The 15,938-nt window shown below is 70.8% G+C and carries 15 protein-coding genes; 5 read left to right on the top strand and 10 right to left on the bottom strand.

Annotated elements, in window-relative coordinates; all coding sequences use genetic code 11:
• Window positions 1–119: 119 nt before the first annotated feature.
• The 7 genes from OG787_RS49460 to OG787_RS49430 all read right to left on the bottom strand — a co-directional run bounded on the left by OG787_RS49460 (window position 120) and on the right by OG787_RS49430 (window position 6,887).
• Window positions 120–797: a 4-carboxy-4-hydroxy-2-oxoadipate aldolase/oxaloacetate decarboxylase gene (locus tag OG787_RS49460; RefSeq protein WP_405540021.1), complete on the bottom strand. Its 678-nt coding sequence runs from the start codon at window positions 795–797 to the stop codon at window positions 120–122.
• Window positions 798–806: 9 nt separating this feature from the next.
• On the bottom strand, window positions 807–2,033 hold the full coding sequence (locus tag OG787_RS49455; RefSeq protein ID WP_405540020.1) for an aspartate transaminase: 1,227 nt from the start codon (window positions 2,031–2,033) through the stop codon (window positions 807–809).
• A 4-nt stretch (window positions 2,034–2,037) separates the two neighbouring features.
• Window positions 2,038–2,781 carry an SDR family oxidoreductase gene (locus OG787_RS49450; protein WP_369031574.1) on the bottom strand — a complete coding sequence of 248 codons (744 nt, stop codon included), beginning with the start codon at window positions 2,779–2,781 and terminating at the stop codon, window positions 2,038–2,040.
• Between the two features lie 62 nt (window positions 2,782–2,843).
• Window positions 2,844–4,154, bottom strand: coding sequence for an MFS transporter (locus OG787_RS49445; protein ID WP_389347051.1), 1,311 nt, complete (start codon window positions 4,152–4,154; stop codon window positions 2,844–2,846).
• Between the two features lie 256 nt (window positions 4,155–4,410).
• The gene (locus OG787_RS49440) at window positions 4,411–5,397 is read right to left on the bottom strand and encodes a biotin-dependent carboxyltransferase family protein (protein ID WP_405540017.1); all 987 of its coding nucleotides are present in this window, start codon (window positions 5,395–5,397) and stop codon (window positions 4,411–4,413) included.
• On the bottom strand, window positions 5,390–6,103 hold the full coding sequence (locus OG787_RS49435; RefSeq protein ID WP_405540016.1) for an allophanate hydrolase subunit 1: 714 nt from the start codon (window positions 6,101–6,103) through the stop codon (window positions 5,390–5,392). Before OG787_RS49435 ends, OG787_RS49440 begins: the two co-directional genes overlap by 8 nt.
• Before the next feature lies 1 nt (window position 6,104).
• The gene (locus tag OG787_RS49430) at window positions 6,105–6,887 is read right to left on the bottom strand and encodes a LamB/YcsF family protein (RefSeq protein ID WP_405540015.1); all 783 of its coding nucleotides are present in this window, start codon (window positions 6,885–6,887) and stop codon (window positions 6,105–6,107) included.
• 242 nt (window positions 6,888–7,129) lie between these two features.
• Here OG787_RS49430 and nac point away from each other — a divergent pair, with 242 nt between their 5' ends.
• Window positions 7,130–8,041 (top strand): nitrogen assimilation transcriptional regulator NAC, encoded by a 912-nt coding sequence (nac, locus tag OG787_RS49425; RefSeq protein WP_405540014.1) that lies wholly within the window; start codon window positions 7,130–7,132, stop codon window positions 8,039–8,041.
• A 55-nt stretch (window positions 8,042–8,096) separates the two neighbouring features.
• Complete coding sequence (locus OG787_RS49420) at window positions 8,097–9,104, top strand: 2-hydroxyacid dehydrogenase (protein ID WP_405540013.1); 1,008 nt, start codon at window positions 8,097–8,099, stop codon at window positions 9,102–9,104.
• 29 nt (window positions 9,105–9,133) lie between these two features.
• Here OG787_RS49420 and OG787_RS49415 read toward each other — a convergent pair whose 3' ends face one another.
• Window positions 9,134–9,823 carry a M24 family metallopeptidase gene (locus tag OG787_RS49415; RefSeq protein ID WP_405540012.1) on the bottom strand — a complete coding sequence of 230 codons (690 nt, stop codon included), beginning with the start codon at window positions 9,821–9,823 and terminating at the stop codon, window positions 9,134–9,136.
• A gap of 223 nt (window positions 9,824–10,046) precedes the next feature.
• Between OG787_RS49415 and modA the strand changes: the two genes are divergently transcribed.
• Genes modA through OG787_RS49400 form a run of 3 tightly spaced genes read left to right on the top strand, consistent with a single transcriptional unit; the run spans window position 10,047 to window position 12,804 of the window.
• On the top strand, window positions 10,047–10,874 hold the full coding sequence (modA, locus tag OG787_RS49410) for a molybdate ABC transporter substrate-binding protein (RefSeq protein ID WP_405540011.1): 828 nt from the start codon (window positions 10,047–10,049) through the stop codon (window positions 10,872–10,874).
• Window positions 10,871–11,746, top strand: coding sequence for a molybdate ABC transporter permease subunit (modB, locus tag OG787_RS49405; RefSeq protein ID WP_405540010.1), 876 nt, complete (start codon window positions 10,871–10,873; stop codon window positions 11,744–11,746). The genes modA and modB overlap by 4 nt, the downstream gene beginning before the upstream one ends.
• Entirely contained in the window at window positions 11,743–12,804 is a 1,062-nt protein-coding gene (locus OG787_RS49400) for an ABC transporter ATP-binding protein (RefSeq protein ID WP_405540009.1), read from the top strand. Before modB ends, OG787_RS49400 begins: the two co-directional genes overlap by 4 nt.
• A gap of 327 nt (window positions 12,805–13,131) precedes the next feature.
• Here the strand turns inward: OG787_RS49400 and OG787_RS49395 are convergent, their stop codons facing one another.
• Together OG787_RS49395 and OG787_RS49390 are read right to left on the bottom strand one after the other, a co-directional pair.
• Window positions 13,132–14,211 carry an Ldh family oxidoreductase gene (locus OG787_RS49395; protein ID WP_405540008.1) on the bottom strand — a complete coding sequence of 360 codons (1,080 nt, stop codon included), beginning with the start codon at window positions 14,209–14,211 and terminating at the stop codon, window positions 13,132–13,134.
• 19 nt (window positions 14,212–14,230) lie between these two features.
• Window positions 14,231–15,937 (bottom strand): thiamine pyrophosphate-dependent enzyme, encoded by a 1,707-nt coding sequence (locus tag OG787_RS49390; RefSeq protein WP_405540006.1) that lies wholly within the window; start codon window positions 15,935–15,937, stop codon window positions 14,231–14,233.
• Window position 15,938: the final 1 nt, after the last annotated feature.

The raw sequence follows: 15,938 nt of genomic DNA, 5'->3' as shown, positions 1-15,938 counted from the left end.
CGTGCTCGTGCTGGCACTCCCGTCTGGTGCCGCTGCACGAGGCGGCGGGGCCCTGTCCTCCTTGAGGATGAGTGCCGATGCCGGGCCGGGTCACGCCCGCCCGGCCGGGTGCTTCCCCGTCACTCGTCCTCGATCACCAGTCCTTTCGCGGCGAGAAGCGGCGCCAGACCGCACATCTCGACGACTGTTCTGCCCGCCCGGTACGCGGCGATGTACCCCGCCTCGGCGTCGACCCGCTCCTGCGACGCGGTGACCGCCCGCTCGGCGTCCTCGCGGCGGACTACGACCACACCGTCGGCGTCGGCGCGCATCACGTCGCCGGGGCGGACGAGTACGCCGCCGACGGTGACGGGCTCGCACATCGGTCCGACGGTCTCCTTGACCGTGCCCTTGATGGACACGCTGCGGGAGAAGACGGGGAAGCCCAGGGCGCGCAGGTCCTCGGTGTCCCGGACGCCCGTGTCGGTGATCAGGCCGCCGAGCCCCTTGGCCTGGCAGGCGTTGGCGAGGACGTCCCCGAAGGAGCCCGCCTCCTCGTAGTTGCCGGCGGACACGACGACGACGTCGCCGGGGCGGGCGTAGGCGATGGCGGTCTGGAGCATGAGGTTGTCGCGCGGGGCGCACTGGACGGTGAAGGCGGGGCCGCACAGGGACATGGTGCGGTCGACCGGCTTGATGGCCGAGTCCAGCGCCCCGAGGCGGCCCTGTGCCTCGTGGATGGTGGCCGAGGAGAAGGCGCTCAGCTGCTCGACCAGGGCGTCGTCCGGCCGCTCGAACTTGGTGCTGACGCGGATCATGATGACCTTTCAGACGGAGGGTGCGGGAGCGGAGGTCAGTGCGGCGCAGGCCGTCGCTATGCGTTCGCAGGCCTCGGTGAGGACGTCCGTGGACGTGGCGAACGAGATACGGAAGTAGCCGGGGGCGCCGTACGCGGCTCCGTGGATCACCGCGACCTGCTGGTCGTCGAGGAGGTGGCGGGCGAAGTCCTCGTCGTTCTCGATCCGGCGGCCGTCCGGTGTCAACTGGCCTATGGCGTCCCGGCAGTTGACGAGGAGGTAGAAGCCGCCGTCCGGGACCGCGCAGCCGAGCTGCGGAACGTCGTTGATGAGCTTCACGGTCTCGTCGCGGCGGGCCCGGTAGACACGCACGGTGTCCTGGACGAAGTCCTGCGGCCCCGTGAGCGCGGCAGCGGCGGCGGCCTGGCTCACGGAAGAGGGGCAGGAGGAGGTCTGGGACTGGAGGGTGTTGATCGCGGTGACCAGGTCCGCCGGGCCGACCCCGTATCCGAGGCGCCAACCCGTCATCGCGTACGTCTTGGAGACGCCGTTGGTGAGGAACACCCGCTCGGCCAGGCGGGGTTCGACGGCGGCCAGGGACGGGGCGGACTCCTCGCGGTACCAGATCTCGTCGTAGATCTCGTCGGTGAGGACGCTCACGTGCGGGTGCGCCAGCAACACCTGGGCGAGCGCGCGCAGTTCGGCGGTGGAGTAGGCCGATCCGGTGGGATTTCCCGGGGTGTTGAGGACGACCCAGCGGGTGCGTGCGGTGATCGCCGCCGCGAGCCGCTCCGGTGTCAGCTTGAAGCCGTCCGTCTCGGGGCAGTCGACGACGACCGGGGTGCCGTCGTTCGCGCGGACCATGTCCGGATAGGACACCCAGTAGGGGGCGGGGACGATGACCTCGTCCCCTGCGTCCAGCGTGGCCATCAGGGCGAGGAAGATGACCTGCTTGGCTCCCCCGCCGACCGTGATCTGCGCGTCGGTGCAGTCGATGCCGTGGCGGGCGCGGAGTTTGCCGGTGATGGCGGCGCGCAGCCGGGGGGTGCCGTTCACGGGGGTGTACTTGGTCTCGCCCGCCTCGATGGCCGCGATCGCGGCGGCCTTGACATGGTCGGGGGTGTCGAAGTCGGGCTCGCCGACGGTCAGGTCGAGGATGGTGAGGCCCTGGCTCTTGAGTTCGCGTACGCGCTGCGCCGCCGCCGTGCTGGGCGAGGGCTTGATACGGCGTACGCGCTCGGCGATGTTCGCAGGCATGGCCTCAGCCCTCGCGGCGCTCGAAGTTGAGGCCGCCGGGGACCTGGAAGGTGGGCAGGATCTCGATGTGGCCGAGGTTGACGTGGCGGGGCGCGTCGACGGCGAACTCGATGGAGTCGGCGATGTCCTCGGGCTTGAGGGACTCGTAGCCGTCGTAGTACTGCCGTTGGGCCTCTTCCATGTCTCCGAGGAGGCGGCCGAAGATCTCCGTCTCCACCCGGCCGGGGCAGATCTCGGTGACCCGGATCCGGCGGCCGTAGCCGTCGACGCGGAGCTGGCGGGAGAGGGTGTGCACGGCTGCCTTGGTGGCGTGGTAGATGGTGTTGCCGCCGAAGTTGTAGACACCGGCGATGGAGCTGATGTTGACGATGTGGCCGAGGTCGCGCTCGACCATGCCGGGCATCAGCAGCCGTACGAGGTGCAGGACGGCCTGGATGTTGACGGCGACCTGCTCGTCGACGGCGAAGGCGTCGGCGGTCAGGATGTTGCCGGTGCGGGAGACGCCCGCGTTGTTGACGAGGACGTCGATCTCCAGGCCGGCCAGTGCGGCGGTGAGCGCCTCGGTGTCGGTGATGTCGACGGCGTGCGGGATGCATCCGGTGGCGTCGGCGAGGGCGTCGAGCCGTTCGGCGTTGCGGGCCACGGCGTGGACTTCGAGGCCGCGCTTGGCGAGTCGCTCGACGACCACGGCTCCGATGCCGGTCGACGCTCCGGTGACGAGGGCCGTCCTGTAGTCGGAGATGGGCATGCTGATGTGCTCCTTGGTGTACGGGGTGCGGGGTGGGGGGTGTGCGGGTGCCTGGAAGTCGGTCAGGCGTCGCGCAGGGGCAGGTGGGCCCGGTCCTTCACCCGTGAGACGGCGACGAGGGTGCCGAGGGCGGTGAGGACGGCGTAGAAGGCCGGCATGTTGATGTTGCCCGTGCGGTCGATGAGGTAGGTCATCAGCAGGGGTGCGGTGCCGCCGAAGAGTGCGGCGGAGACGTTGTAGCCCAGGCCGTAGGCGGAGTAGCGCACCCGGGTGGGGAACAGTTCGACGAGCAGGATGTGGATGACTCCGGTGTGCCCGGCGAACACGACGGCCATGACGCAGGCGCCGAGGACGGCGAGGGCGACGTTGCCGGTGCCGATCAGGAGGTAACAAGGGACGCCGATGGCGGCCATGGCGATCGCGGCTCCGGCGATGACCTTCTTGCGTCCGACCCGGTCGGAGAGGCGCCCCATGTAGGGGATGGCGATACAGATCGCAACCAGGCTGGAGGCGGTGACGAGGAGTCCCTGGACCTTGGTGAACTCCAGCTCGCTGCTCATGAAGGTGGGCATGTAGCCGAACAGGACGTAGTACCCGGAGCCGTTCATCAGGGGGATGAACAGGGCGAGCAGCATGGCGCGGCGGTGCTCGGCGGAGGCGAAGGCCTCCTTGAGGGGGTTCTTCGACAGGCCGCCCTCTTCCTTCAGGCGCGTGAAGTTGGGCGTGTCGCTGATGCGCTTGCGGATGTAGATGCCGGTGATGCCGAGCGGGACGGCGAGCAGGAACGGTATGCGCCAGCCCCAGGACTCCATGCGTTCGGTGCCGAGTCCGCTGGTCAGGGCTGCGGCGATCAGGGTACCGGTGAGCAGGGAGAGGAACGAGGCGATCTGGGCGTAGCTGGTGTAGAGGCCTCGCTTGCCCTCCGGGGCGTGCTCGGCGAGGAAGCTCATCGCGCCGGACGCCTCGCCGCCGACGGAGAAGCCCTGGGCGACGCGGAGCAGGATCAGCAGGGCGGGGGCCGCGATGCCGATGCTCGCGTAGGTGGGCAGGACGCCGATGGCCGCGGTGGCGACGCTGATGAGCAGGATGACGAAGACCAGCATCCGCTGGCGTCCGATGCGGTCGCCGAGGTGGCCGCAGATGACGCCGCCGAGGGGGCGGAAGAAGAAGGAGACGGCGTAGCCGAGGAAGACGAGCTGGATGGCGTTGTCGGAGCCCGGGAAGAAGACGGCGGCGAGCGTTCCGGCCATGAAGCCGAAGATGCCGTTGTCGTACAGCTCGGCGAAGATGCCGACGCATCCCGCGAGGGTGACCTTGCGTGCTGTTCTGGGGTCGACGGTGTTGGGGACTGGCTGGGCGGCCACGGCGGTCATGGCTCTCCTGTCTGGGAGCAGGCTGGGGACGGGGGACGTGCGGCTCCGTGCGGGTGCTTCCAGCGGGTTGGCGGGGAGCGGGTGAGCGAGTGCGGGTGGGTTTGTGTGCGGGTGAGCTATGTGCGGGAGGGCGGGGGTGAGTGGATTTCGTGCGGGCCGGTGGGGGCTGGTCGCGCAGTTCCCCGCGCCCCTTCGTAAGCGGGCCTGTGTGAAGAGGCGCGGGGCGTCAGGCCCCGGCGGGAACCCGTGCCGGTCATCAGGCCCCCGCGGGCGCGCGGATGCGCAGGGCGTCGAAGGCTGCACGGACGCGGGTTCTCAGGGCGTCGACGGCGTGGCGTTGGGTTCGGTGGGCGGTGACTGCCTGGTCGAGGGTGCGGTGGCGGAAGCGGACGGTCTGTCCGGGGCGGACCTGTCCCAGGGCGGACAGTCCGGTGGCGGTGACGACGGCGAGGACGGGGTAGCCGGCCGTGACACCGCGGCCGCGGTGCAGTACGAGGAGTTCGTCCCCGGCGGGCACTTCGACGGCGCCGATGGGGACGCCGCGGGAGAGGACCTCGCCCCGGGTGACCCTCCGGGGCACGTCGCCCCGCAGCCGCAGACCGATGTGGTTGCTCTGCGGACCGACGCTGAAGGGGGCGTCGTACAGGCGGCGTCCGGTGTCTCCGAACTCGGCCCGGTCGGGGCCGTCGGTGACGTCGATGGTCCAGGTGGCGGGGAACGGGAGGACGGGGGCGTTGAGGCGGAACAGCGGGATGCGGGAGAAGGGGTGGTCGATGGGTGGGCAGGAGGTGCGCAGGGCGAGTTCGTCGCCGGCGCGCAGGGCGGGGCCGAATCCCAGGATGGTGTCGGGGGCGCAGCTGCCCTGAAGGTAGTCCGCCTCGAACGAGCCGAGGACGGCGAGGTAGACGCGCAGTCCGCGCCGGATGCCGGTGACGCGGATCGTCTCCCCGGCCCGTACGGAGAGCGGTTCCCACTGCGGGCGGGCCACTTCCCCGACGGTCACATCGGCGGGGGCGCCGGTCACCGCGACGAGGGTGTCGGCGGAGGGCACGCAGGCGAAGTCGAGCGCCGTGATCTCCAGCAGCGGGGCGCGGTCGTCGTTGCCGCACAGGACGTTGGCGACGCGTGCCGAGTGCTGGTCGGCGGCCCCGTTGGCGGGCAGACCGTAGCGGGAGCGGCCGACACGGCCGAGGTCCTGGACGGTGACGATGCCCGCGGTGCGGATCGTGAGGGTGTCAGCCATGGCAGGCCGCCAGCGGCATGTCGGCGTACTCGTCCCACTGCTGGGATGTGATGGGGCGGAACCGAAAAGTGTCGCCGGGCCGGTAGGCGGTGATCGGGTCGCTGTGCAGGTCGAGGACACGTACGGGGGTGCGGCCGAGGAGCGGCCAGCCGCCGGGTGAGGGCATCGGGCAGATGACGGCCTGCCGGCCGGCGACGGCGACCGAGCCGGGATCGACGCGGGTGCGGGGCGAGGCCAGCCTCGGCACCGGCCTCGGGAAGGGCGGGCCGTCGGTCATCGGGGCACCGGCGGGCGCGCCGAGGCAGCGTACGGTCAGGTCGGACCCGGAGTGGAGGGCGACGACCTCGCTCTCGGTCAGGTCGAGTTGACGCGCGACCTCGGGCAGGTCGGGCCCGTGCTCGCCGCCGTAGACGACGGGGACGACGAAGCGGCGCGGAGGTGTCGTCGGGGCGGGGTCAGGGCCGAGACGCGCGGCCTCGCGCGACAGGACGCGCCGGACGGCGTCATGGTCGGTGGCGGTGCAGTCGAACTCCACGAGGAGGGCGTCGTAGGTGGGCACCACGTCGTGGACACCGGTGAGCCGTACGGCGTCCAGGGCGTCGGCGAGGGCGTGGACGAGCCGCCAGGCGTCCTCGGCGTCGAGGCCCACGGCCTTGGCGACCAGGGCGGAGTCGCCGCAGTCCGTGATGGTGACGTGGCCGTTCATGTCAGACGCCCTTCTCGCTCAGCACCTTGTCGAGGGAGGTGATCCCGACTCCGGCGGCGAGGAGCTGTTCGCGGATACGGCGGGCCAGCGCGATCGCTCCGGGGCTGTCCCCGTGCAGCAGGACGGTGTCGCAGGCGACCGGGATGTCCTTGCCGTCGGCGCTGCGGACGACTCCCTCGGTGACCATGCGCAGGGTGCGCCGGGCGACCTCGTCGGGGTCGTGGATCACCGCGCCGGGTTCGGAGCGGGGGACGAGTGTCCCGTCGTCGCGGTACGCGCGGTCGGCGATGCCGACGATGCCCACGCGCAGGCCTCGGGCGCGGGCGGCGTCGGCGAGTTCGCCGTCCTGCGCGAGGACGATGAGGGAGTCGTCCAGGGCGGCGACGGCCTCCACGACGGCGCGGGCGTAGTCGGCGCGTACGGCGACCAGGTTGCCCAGGCGTCCGTGCGGGGCGACATGCCGTACGCGGGTGCCGTGGGCGACGGCGAACGCCTGGAGGGCGCCGATCTGGTACAGCACGTCCGTACGGACCTCCTCGGGCGTAAGGTCCATCGCGCGGCGGCCGAAGCCGGCCAGGTCGGGAAAGCTCGGGTGGGCGCCGACGGCGACCTGTTTCTCCGTACAGCCGCGGACGGTGGCGTCCATGATGCGGGGGTCCCCGGCGTGGAATCCGCAGGCTACGTTGGCGGAGGTCAGCATCTCCAGGAGGGCTTCGTCGTCGCCCATCGAATAGGCGCCGAATCCCTCGCCGAGATCGGCGACGAGATCAACCATGGGGGTCATGACGGCCTCCGCGAGAGAATATGAGCAAGGAAATGCGATCACGCCTCGGTGATATTCCGGGAAATATCCAGGGCCGGATGTTCCGCTCAACTTAATCCCCGGCTCACATGACCGCCAATATCCGTTCGGTCTGGCGTTATCGCGAACGGCTATGACCCAGAGCACACCTGGGGCCCACCGGGGCTGTGCTTCGGGATGGCCCCTCCCTACGATGAGGCTCCGTTCCCCGTGGAAGGCCCCGCATGGACACCAGGCGTCTGTACTCGTTCATCAAGATCATTGACGCGGGGAGCATCACGCGGGCAGCCGACATCCTGCACATCGCGCAGCCCGCGCTCAGCCAGCAGCTGTCGGCGCTGGAGGCGCAGTTCGGGCAGCAGCTGCTGATTCGCAGCAAACGCGGGGTCGCCCCGACCGAGGCGGGCCGGGCGCTGTACCGGCACGCCCAGTTGATCCTGCGGCAGGTGGACCTCGCGCACGCCGCCGTCGGGGTGTCCGGCCGGGCGCCCGCCGGCAGTGTGTCGGTGGGGCTCGCGCCGTACAGTCTGGGCGCGGCGCTCGCGTTGCCGCTGCTCAAGAGCGTGCGCGAGCGCTATCCGGACATCCTGCTGCACATCAACGAGAACTTCGGCGGGGTGATCAGCGAGGCCATCATGACCGGGCGGATGGACATGGCGTTCATCTACGGGGCGGGTCCGTTGAGGGGCGTGCAGTTCGAACCGCTGCGCACGGAGGACCTGTTCCTGATCGGGGCACCCGACGGGACGGCTCCGGCGGACGAAGGCGAGGTGAGCCTGGAGGAGCTCAAGGATGTGCCCCTGCTCCTCCCCAGCCGCATCCACACGATCCGGCAGGTGGTGGAAACCGCCTTCCAGCAGGCTTCGCTGGAGCCGAAGGTGGTGGGCGAGGTCGAGTCGGCGCTCACGCTCGTCAACGCGGTGGACGCGGGCCTGGGCGCCACCGTGCTGCCCTGGTCGGCCGCGCAGGCCATTCTCGACGTACGTTCGTTGCCGGTGCGCCGCATCGTGGATCCGACGATCCAGGTCAAATTGTCACTGGTGACCTCCGACAATCAGCCTCTGTCCGAACCCGCACTCGCCGTGCACGATCTGTTTCTGGAACTCATCGCGGCCTTCGATAAGGATCGACAATAGCGTCACACATAACCGCTCTTTGTTTCCGGCGAGTGTCGCCGCTAGTGTCCGGGAAATGAAATTCCACGTGCTCACCACCCGTGAAAACCTGCCCGGCCACGGTCTGCACCGCCTTTCCGAGGCGGCCGACGTCGTGTCCTGGCCGGGGACCGGCAAACCCGACGCCTCGGATCTCGCCGCGCTCGCCCCGGGGGTGAACGGTGTTCTCGCTCTGGGCAACGATCCGGTGGACTCCGCGCTGATGCACGCCGCCGGCCCCTCGCTGCGTGTCGTGGCGCTGGCGAGCATGGGCTTCGACAACGTCGACCGGGCTGCCGCCGCCGAGCGCGGCATAGTCGTCACGCACACCCCCGGGGTCCTCGCGGAGACCACCGCCGACCTCACCTTCGCCCTGATCCTCAACGCCCGCCGTCGGATCGGCGCCGCCGGCGCGTCTCTGGCGTCGGGCTCCTGGGGGCTGTTCCGGATGGACGACTACCTCGGTCTGGACGTCCACGGAGCGACCCTCGGGCTGGTCGGCTACGGCCAGATCGGCCGCGCGGTGGCCCGCCGGGCCCACGGTTTCGGCATGCGGGTGCTCCACCACGACCCGTACGCGCCCGACGACGACCTTTCGGCCTCGGTGGATCTGCCCACGCTGCTGGCCGAGTCCGACGTCGTGTCCCTGCATGTGCCGCTCACCGAGGAGACACGGCATCTGATCTCGGCCCGCGAACTGGCCGCGATGAAGCCGACGGCGACGCTGGTCAGTACCTCGCGTGGCGGTGTCGTCGACGAGGAGGCCCTGCTGCACGCCGTACGGGAGGGGCGGCTGCACTCCGCCGGGCTGGACGTCTTCGAACGCGAGCCGATGGGACCGGAGTTGTCACCGCTGGTCGCCGAGCCCCATGTGATCACGCTCCCCCACATCGGGTCGGCGACCGAGGCCGCCCGGGCCGCGATGGTCGACCTGGCGGTCGACAACATCCTCGACGTCCTCGACGAACGCCCCGCCCGGACCCCCATCCCCGGCAGCTCGGCGGTGCCGGGCACTGCGGCCGGGACCGCCGGGGTACGGGCGTAAGCCACCCATTCGACTGAGGGACCGCGGGATCACAGGGTGAGCAGTTCCTCGTGGAAGCCGCCGAACTCCCGTTCCCGGTCGATGAGATGGATCTCCAGGATCCAGTGACAGTGGCGCCCGGCCTTGTCGGTGCGCCGCATGGGAGTGGTGTTGGCGGGCGCGACGTACGACTCCACGTCCGCGCCCTCGATCCACTCGTGCGGGAACTCGCCGACCAGATGCCCGGCGTGCCAGCCGCCCAGCTCCCACCCGGCCTCCTTCGCGAGCCGCTCCACCTCGGCGTACAACCGGGCCCCGGTGATCTCCGGATCGGCCTCGAAGAAGCGACGGCCCGCCGCGAAGAGCTGCGGCAGGTCGTCGCGGAGCCGGTGCTTGACCGGGTCGTCGCCGAGGACGAAGGTGCGGCCGAAGTCGGCCTCGTACTCCTCGAAGATCGGCCCGAAGTCGGCGAACACGATGTCGTCCGCGCCGATCACCCGGTCCGGCGGGTTCTCCCGGTAGGGCTTCAGCGTGTTCGGCCCCGAGCGCACGATCCGCTTGTGCCAGTGCCGGGTCGTGCCGAACAGCTCGTTCGCCAGGTCCCGGACCCGGTCGCTGACCGCCCGCTCGCCCTCACCGGGCGCGATCAGCCCGCGCTTCTCGATCTCCGTGAAGAGCCGCTCGGCCTTCGCCTGGGCGTCCAGCAGCCGCGCCGCACGCGTGGGTTCGTCATCCGCCATGGGCCGAACGTAGTTACCCAGATCGCTTCCGGCAACGCGATTCCAGCCCCCGGACCCGGGTCCCGTGCAAACGCACATGCCATCTCAACAGATCACAGTTACGGATCATGCGAAGGCACAGGAGACATTTGCCTTGCATCTGCGGCAGTATCATCAGCGCCTGAACCCGCTGTCAGGACTCCAGGTGAATGTGTCCGTCAGGACCAGAGAGAGTGGACCCGTGATGACCCGTACCGTGCGCCGGACCCGCCGACCGATGCGGGTGGCCGCCCTGGGGGCCACCGCGCTGCTGGCCCTGAGCGCCTGTTCGTCGTCCGACGACTCCTCGTCGGCGAAGTCGGACTCCACCGCGTCCGCCGCGTCGTCGGACAAGCTGTCCGGCACGGTGACCGTGTTCGCCGCCGCTTCGCTGAAGGAGAGCTTCACGACGCTGGGCGAGCAGTTCGAGAAGGACCACCCCGGTACGAAGGTGACCTTCAGCTTCGGCGGCAGCGACTCCCTCGCCGCCGGCATCACCGGCGGTGCTCCGGCGGACGTGTTCGCGTCGGCCAGCCCCAAGACGATGAAGATCGTCACGGACGCGGGCGACGCCACCGGCACACCCGCCACCTTCGTGCGCAACCAGCTGGAGATCGCCACCCTGCCGGGCAACCCCGACAAGATCGCCTCGCTCAAGGACCTCACCAAGTCCGGACTGAAGGTCGTGCTGTGCGACAAGGAGGTGCCCTGTGGCGCCACCGCCCAGAAGGCCCTGGACGCCACCAAGTTGAAGCTCACCCCCGTCTCCTACGAGCAGGACGTCAAGGCCGCCCTGACGAAGGTCGAGCTGAAGGAGGCCGACGCGGCCGTCGTCTACAAGACCGATGTGCACGCCGCAGGTGACAAGGTGGAGGGCGTGGAGTTCCCCGAGTCCGCCAACGCCATCAACGAGTACCCGATCGTCCGGCTCAAGGACGCCCAGAACACCGAGGCCGCCAAGGCGTTCATCGCACTGGTGCGGTCGGCGGCGGGCCAGCAGGTCCTGACCGAGGCCGGGTTCCTCAAGCCGTGACCCTCCCGACCGACAAGTCCGACGCCGCGGCCGACGCCCTCCGGGGTGGTCCGCGGCGTCGGCGCGTCCGGACGGGCGGCAGCAGCCGTGGCGGTCGCGGGGCTCCCCTGCCGCTGCTGGTCCCCGCTTTGATCGGCGTGGCGTTCCTTGTCGTACCGCTGATCGCACTGCTCGTACGGGCCCCCTGGCGCAGCCTGCCCGAACTGCTGACCAGCGCCGAGGTGTGGCAGGCGCTCCAGCTCTCCCTGGTCTGCGCCACCGCCGCCACCGCCGTGAGCCTGGTCATCGGTGTGCCGCTGGCCTGGCTGCTGGCCCGTGTCGAGTTCCCCGGACGCGGCCTTGTCCGGGCCCTGGTCACGCTTCCGCTCGTGCTGCCGCCGGTGGTCGGCGGTGTGGCGCTGCTGATGGCGCTCGGCCGCAACGGGATCGTCGGGCGGTCGCTGGACTCCTGGTTCGGGATCACGCTGCCGTTCACCACGGCCGGGGTCGTGGTCGCGGAGGCGTTCGTCGCGATGCCCTTCCTCGTCATCAGCGTCGAGGGCACCCTGCGCGCCGCCGACCCCCGCTTCGAGGAGGCGGCGGCCACGCTCGGCGCCTCCCGGTTCACCGCGTTCCGCCGGGTGACGCTCCCGCTGATCGCGCCGGGCATCGCGGCCGGCGCGGTGCTGGCCTGGGCGCGGGCACTGGGCGAGTTCGGGGCGACGATCACCTTCGCTGGCAACTTCCCTGGTCGTACCCAGACCATGCCGCTGGCCGTCTATCTGGCACTTCAGAGCGATCCGGAGGCCGCCATCGCCCTCAGTCTGGTCCTGCTGGCCGTGTCCGTCGCGGTGCTGGCGGGCCTGCGCGACCGTTGGATGACAGCAGGATGACCACCCTCCGCGATGCCCCCGACGGGCTCGACGCCCGTCTCGTCGTCGAGCGTGGCACCTTCCGTCTCGACGTGGCGCTGAGTGTCGCGCCCGGTGAGGTCGTCGCCCTGCTCGGCCCGAACGGTGCCGGGAAGACCACCGCCCTGCGCGCACTCGCCGGCCTGACCCCGCTCAACGACGGTCATCTTCGCCTGGACGGCGCGGCGTTGGAGCGTACGCCGCCGGAGTCCCGCCCGGTCGGCGTCGTCTTCCAGGACTACCTGCTCTTCCCCCACCTGACCGCCCTGGACAACGTGGCGTTCGGGCCGCGCTGCCAGGGCGCGACCAAAGCGGAGGCACGTGCGCGGGCCGCCGAGTGGCTCGACCGCCTCGGCCTCGCGGACCATGCCGGCGCCAAACCGCGCAAGCTGTCCGGCGGCCAGGCCCAGCGCGTCGCCCTGGCCCGAGCGCTGGCCACCCGCCCGCGCCTGCTGCTCCTCGACGAGCCGCTGGCGGCACTGGACGCCCGTACCCGCCTGGAAGTACGCGCCCAACTCCGGCGCCACCTGGCCGAGTTCGAGGCCGTCGCCGTCCTGGTCACGCACGACCCGCTGGACGCGATGGTGCTGGCCGACCGACTGGTCGTGGTCGAGGACGGCCGGGTCGTCCAGGAAGGCGGCCCGTCCGACATCGCCCGCCATCCCCGTACGGACTACATCGCCCAGTTGGTCGGCCTCAACCTCTACCGGGGCAAGGCCGACGGCCACAGCGTCCGTCTCGACACCGGCCCCGCCATCACCACCACGGAGGTGCTGTCCGGCCCGGTGTTCGTCGCGTTCCCGCCGAGCGCGGTCACCCTCTACCGCGACCGCCCGACCGGCGCCAGCGCCCGCAACCTGTGGCGCTGCGAGGTCGCGGGCCTGGAGACCCACGGCGACCAGATCCGCGCCGACCTCACGGGAGAGCTACCGCTCGCCGCGGACCTGACCACGGTCGCCGCCGCCGAACTCGAACTGCACCCGGGGGCTGAGGTCTGGGCGACGGTGAAGGCGACACAGACGCACGCGTATCCGGTCTGAGAGCGTCCACGGCGGGGCCGCTTCCACGTCCCGCAAGCCGCGCCAGTGCAACGACGGCGACCAGTGCCTCACCCCGGCACTCCCCCTGGACGCCGTCAAGGAACTCGATCCCGCCACGGGCTCCGCGATGCACGCCCTGGTCAAGTCCAGGAGGGCGACCCCGCAACCGCCTGCCCGGCACGGTGAGCGCCACCGCCTCCGGAGCCCGGAGTCGCGAGCCGCGATGGTCGGCGTCGAGGGCAGCGAACTGACCGCTGGGACCGTCAGCGACACCGTCACCGCGTGGCCCAAGTCGACTCAGGCCTCCCTGGCCACCGTCGGATTCCTCTATTCCGTGCCCGCGATCTCGGGCAGCGCGACGCCCAACTTCTCCGCCCCTTCCCTCAGTTCGCGCCACACCTTCGGTGCCACGGGCACCCCCTCCTCGGCCCGGCCCTCGGCCAGCGCCGCGCTGCGCTCGCCCGGGTAGAAGACGCCTGCGGCGCCCTCCGCGACCGGGAGTTGCTTCAGGGTGCCCAGTGTCGTGTCGACGGCTGCGGCAAAGGCGTCCGGGTCACCGAAGGCCGCCGGGTCGAGGGCGATGAGCAGGGCGTTCTGGCGGTGTTTGCGGCCCTGGGGGTCGTCCGAGTGGAAGGCGGAGAAGATCGGGGCGCCGACGAGCACGCTGGTCAGCAGTTCGAAGGCGAGCGACATGCCCGAGCCCTTGGCGCCGCCCAACGGCAGCGGCATGACCGCCAGTTCGGGGTCGGTGGTGGGGGTGCCGTCCTCGGTGGCGGCGGCGCCCTCGGGCAACTGGGTGCCGTTCGCCCTGGCCTGGCGGATCCTGCCCAGGGCGATGGTCGCGGTGGCCATGTCGAGGAGCAGTGGCGCGTGTTCGCGGGCCGGTACGGCGATGGCGATCGGGCTGGTGGCCACGGCGGCGCCCTTGACGCCGGTGTAGCCCATGTTCGGCATTCCGGCGACGAATCCGATGCCGACCAGTCCCTGCTCGGCGATCTTCCAGACGTAGTAGCCGATGGCTCCCGTGTGGACGGTCCGGCGTACGCCGACAGAGGCGATACCGGTCGTCCTGGCCCGTCGTACGGCCTCCTCGGCAGCGGCGGTCAGGGCCACCGGGCCTGGGGCACGGTCGGCGTCCAGCACCGCGGCGGCCGGCGTGGTGGACTCGAACGTGAGGTCGGGCTTGGCGTTGGCCACGCCCTTGGCCAGCAGTTCGACGTAGGCGGGGACGCGGGCGATGCCGTGGGAGTCGACGCCGCGCTGTGCGGCCCAGACGAACACGTCGGCGGTGGTGCGGGCGTGCCCGGAGCTGAGGCCCGCCTTCTCCAGGATGGCGGCGGCCAGGGTACGCAGTTCGGCGGCGGGGACAATGACCTTGCCCGGCTTGGGCGTTGGGGTGTCGGACATGGTGGCGGGGTCTCCTGGGTCAGCGGGTGACGAGAACGTCGACGACGGCGGTCGTACCGTCCGCCACGGCCTTGAGGGCGCGCTCCAGAGCGGGCGCGAGGGCATCGGGCGCGTCGACCGTCTCGGTGTGCATCCCGAACGGCTCGGCGAACGCGGCGAGTCGGGGCAGGCGGTGCAGATCGGTGCCGAGCCACTCGCCGGTCTCGGCCGCCGCGCCCTGGGGGTAGAAGCGGCGGTGGTTGAGGTTCATCGACTTGTAGACACGGTTGTTGAACACCACGATCAGCAGCGGGAGTTCGTATGTCTTCGAGGCGTCGTACGACGGGACGACCGGGTTGTACGCGAACGCGCCGTCGCCGATCGTGAGCACCACCGGGCGTTCCCGCGCGGCGAGTTTGACGCCGAGGGCGACCGCCATGCCCTGGCCGAGTCCACCCTGGACGTAGAAGTACGAGTCGGGGTCGGAGACTTGGAGATGGCGTTTGACGACCCGGCTGTGGGTGATGGTCTCATCGACGACGATCGCGTCCCGTCCGTCGAGGAGCCCCCGCAGGGTCGCGGCGAGGAGCACCGGGTCGATGCCCTCTCCCCCGGCCGCCTTCGCCTCCGTCGCGGCGATCGCCGTCTGTTCGTCGGCGTGCCGCTGCTCCTGTGCCGTACGGCGTGCGGTGACGGCAGCCGTGTCGAGCCCGTGGGCGCGCTTGGTGAGCTGGCGCAAGGTGTTGACGACATTGCCCTCCAAGTAGTGGTCGGCGAAAAGGACTTGGTAGGTGATGTGCGGGCGCTGCGGTACCTCGTCGATGACGACGACCTTCGCGTGGTCCGGGCGGCGGGAGGGCGGGTAGAAGGGGGCCCGGCAGTTGACGAGGAGGATCAGGTCCGCCTCGTCCAGCCACGGGCCGATGTCGGAGCCGGCGTGCAGGGGGTGCGTACGCGGGAAGTTGCCGCACACGGCCGAGTCCGGTTCGACGACCGGGATGTTCCACGCCTCGGCGAACGCGGCCAGGGCCTCGAAGCCTCCTGCCTCCCTGCCCGCCGTCTCGGTGACGACGACGGGGTTGTCCGCCTCGCGGATCAACCGGGCGACGGGGTCGACCTCTTCGGGCGAGCTGTGGGTGGAGCCGGGCGGGACGATCGGTTTGGCCTCGCGGCCGTCCCACTCCTCCAGGAGGATCTCCAGCGGGATGTTGAGGTACGTCGGTCCCGCCGGGGCCCGCCAGGACAGTTCGGCGGCACGGGTGATCATCGTCGGCAGCGTGTGGACGCTCGCCGCCTCCGTGGACCACTTGGTGAACGGCTGGGCGACGCCGTGCGGGCCGCCCACGATCGACAGGTTGCGGTACCACTGGCCGCCCGGGTCCTGGCCGGGGCCGTCGCCGTAGGTCGTCGACTCCGAGGAGGCGACCACCATGGGGACGCCCGCGAGCAGCGCGCCGTGGACCGCCATCGAGCCCTGGAGGAGGCCGGGGGCCGCGTGCAGGAGCACGCCCTGCGGCCGGCGCTCGACGAGGCCGTAGCCGGTGGCCATGCCGACCGCGACGGTCTCGTGGGTCAGATCCAGGTAGCGCGGACAGGGCAGTCCGTCGCGGTGGTGCCTGGCCAACGACTCCCACACCGGGGCCCATTCGGATCCCGAGGAGCAGAACAGGTAGTCGGCGCCGGCGGCGGTGAAGGCGCGGACGGCCGCGTCGCCGCCGTCCATGTACTGACTGTGGCTCTGGCTCATG

The organism is Streptomyces sp. NBC_00075 (genome assembly GCF_045041225.1).
Taxonomy (GTDB): Bacteria; Actinomycetota; Actinomycetes; order Streptomycetales; family Streptomycetaceae; genus Streptomyces; species Streptomyces adonidis.
Note: the sequence above shows the minus strand (reverse complement) of the source record. Positions and strands in the feature narration are given on the sequence as shown.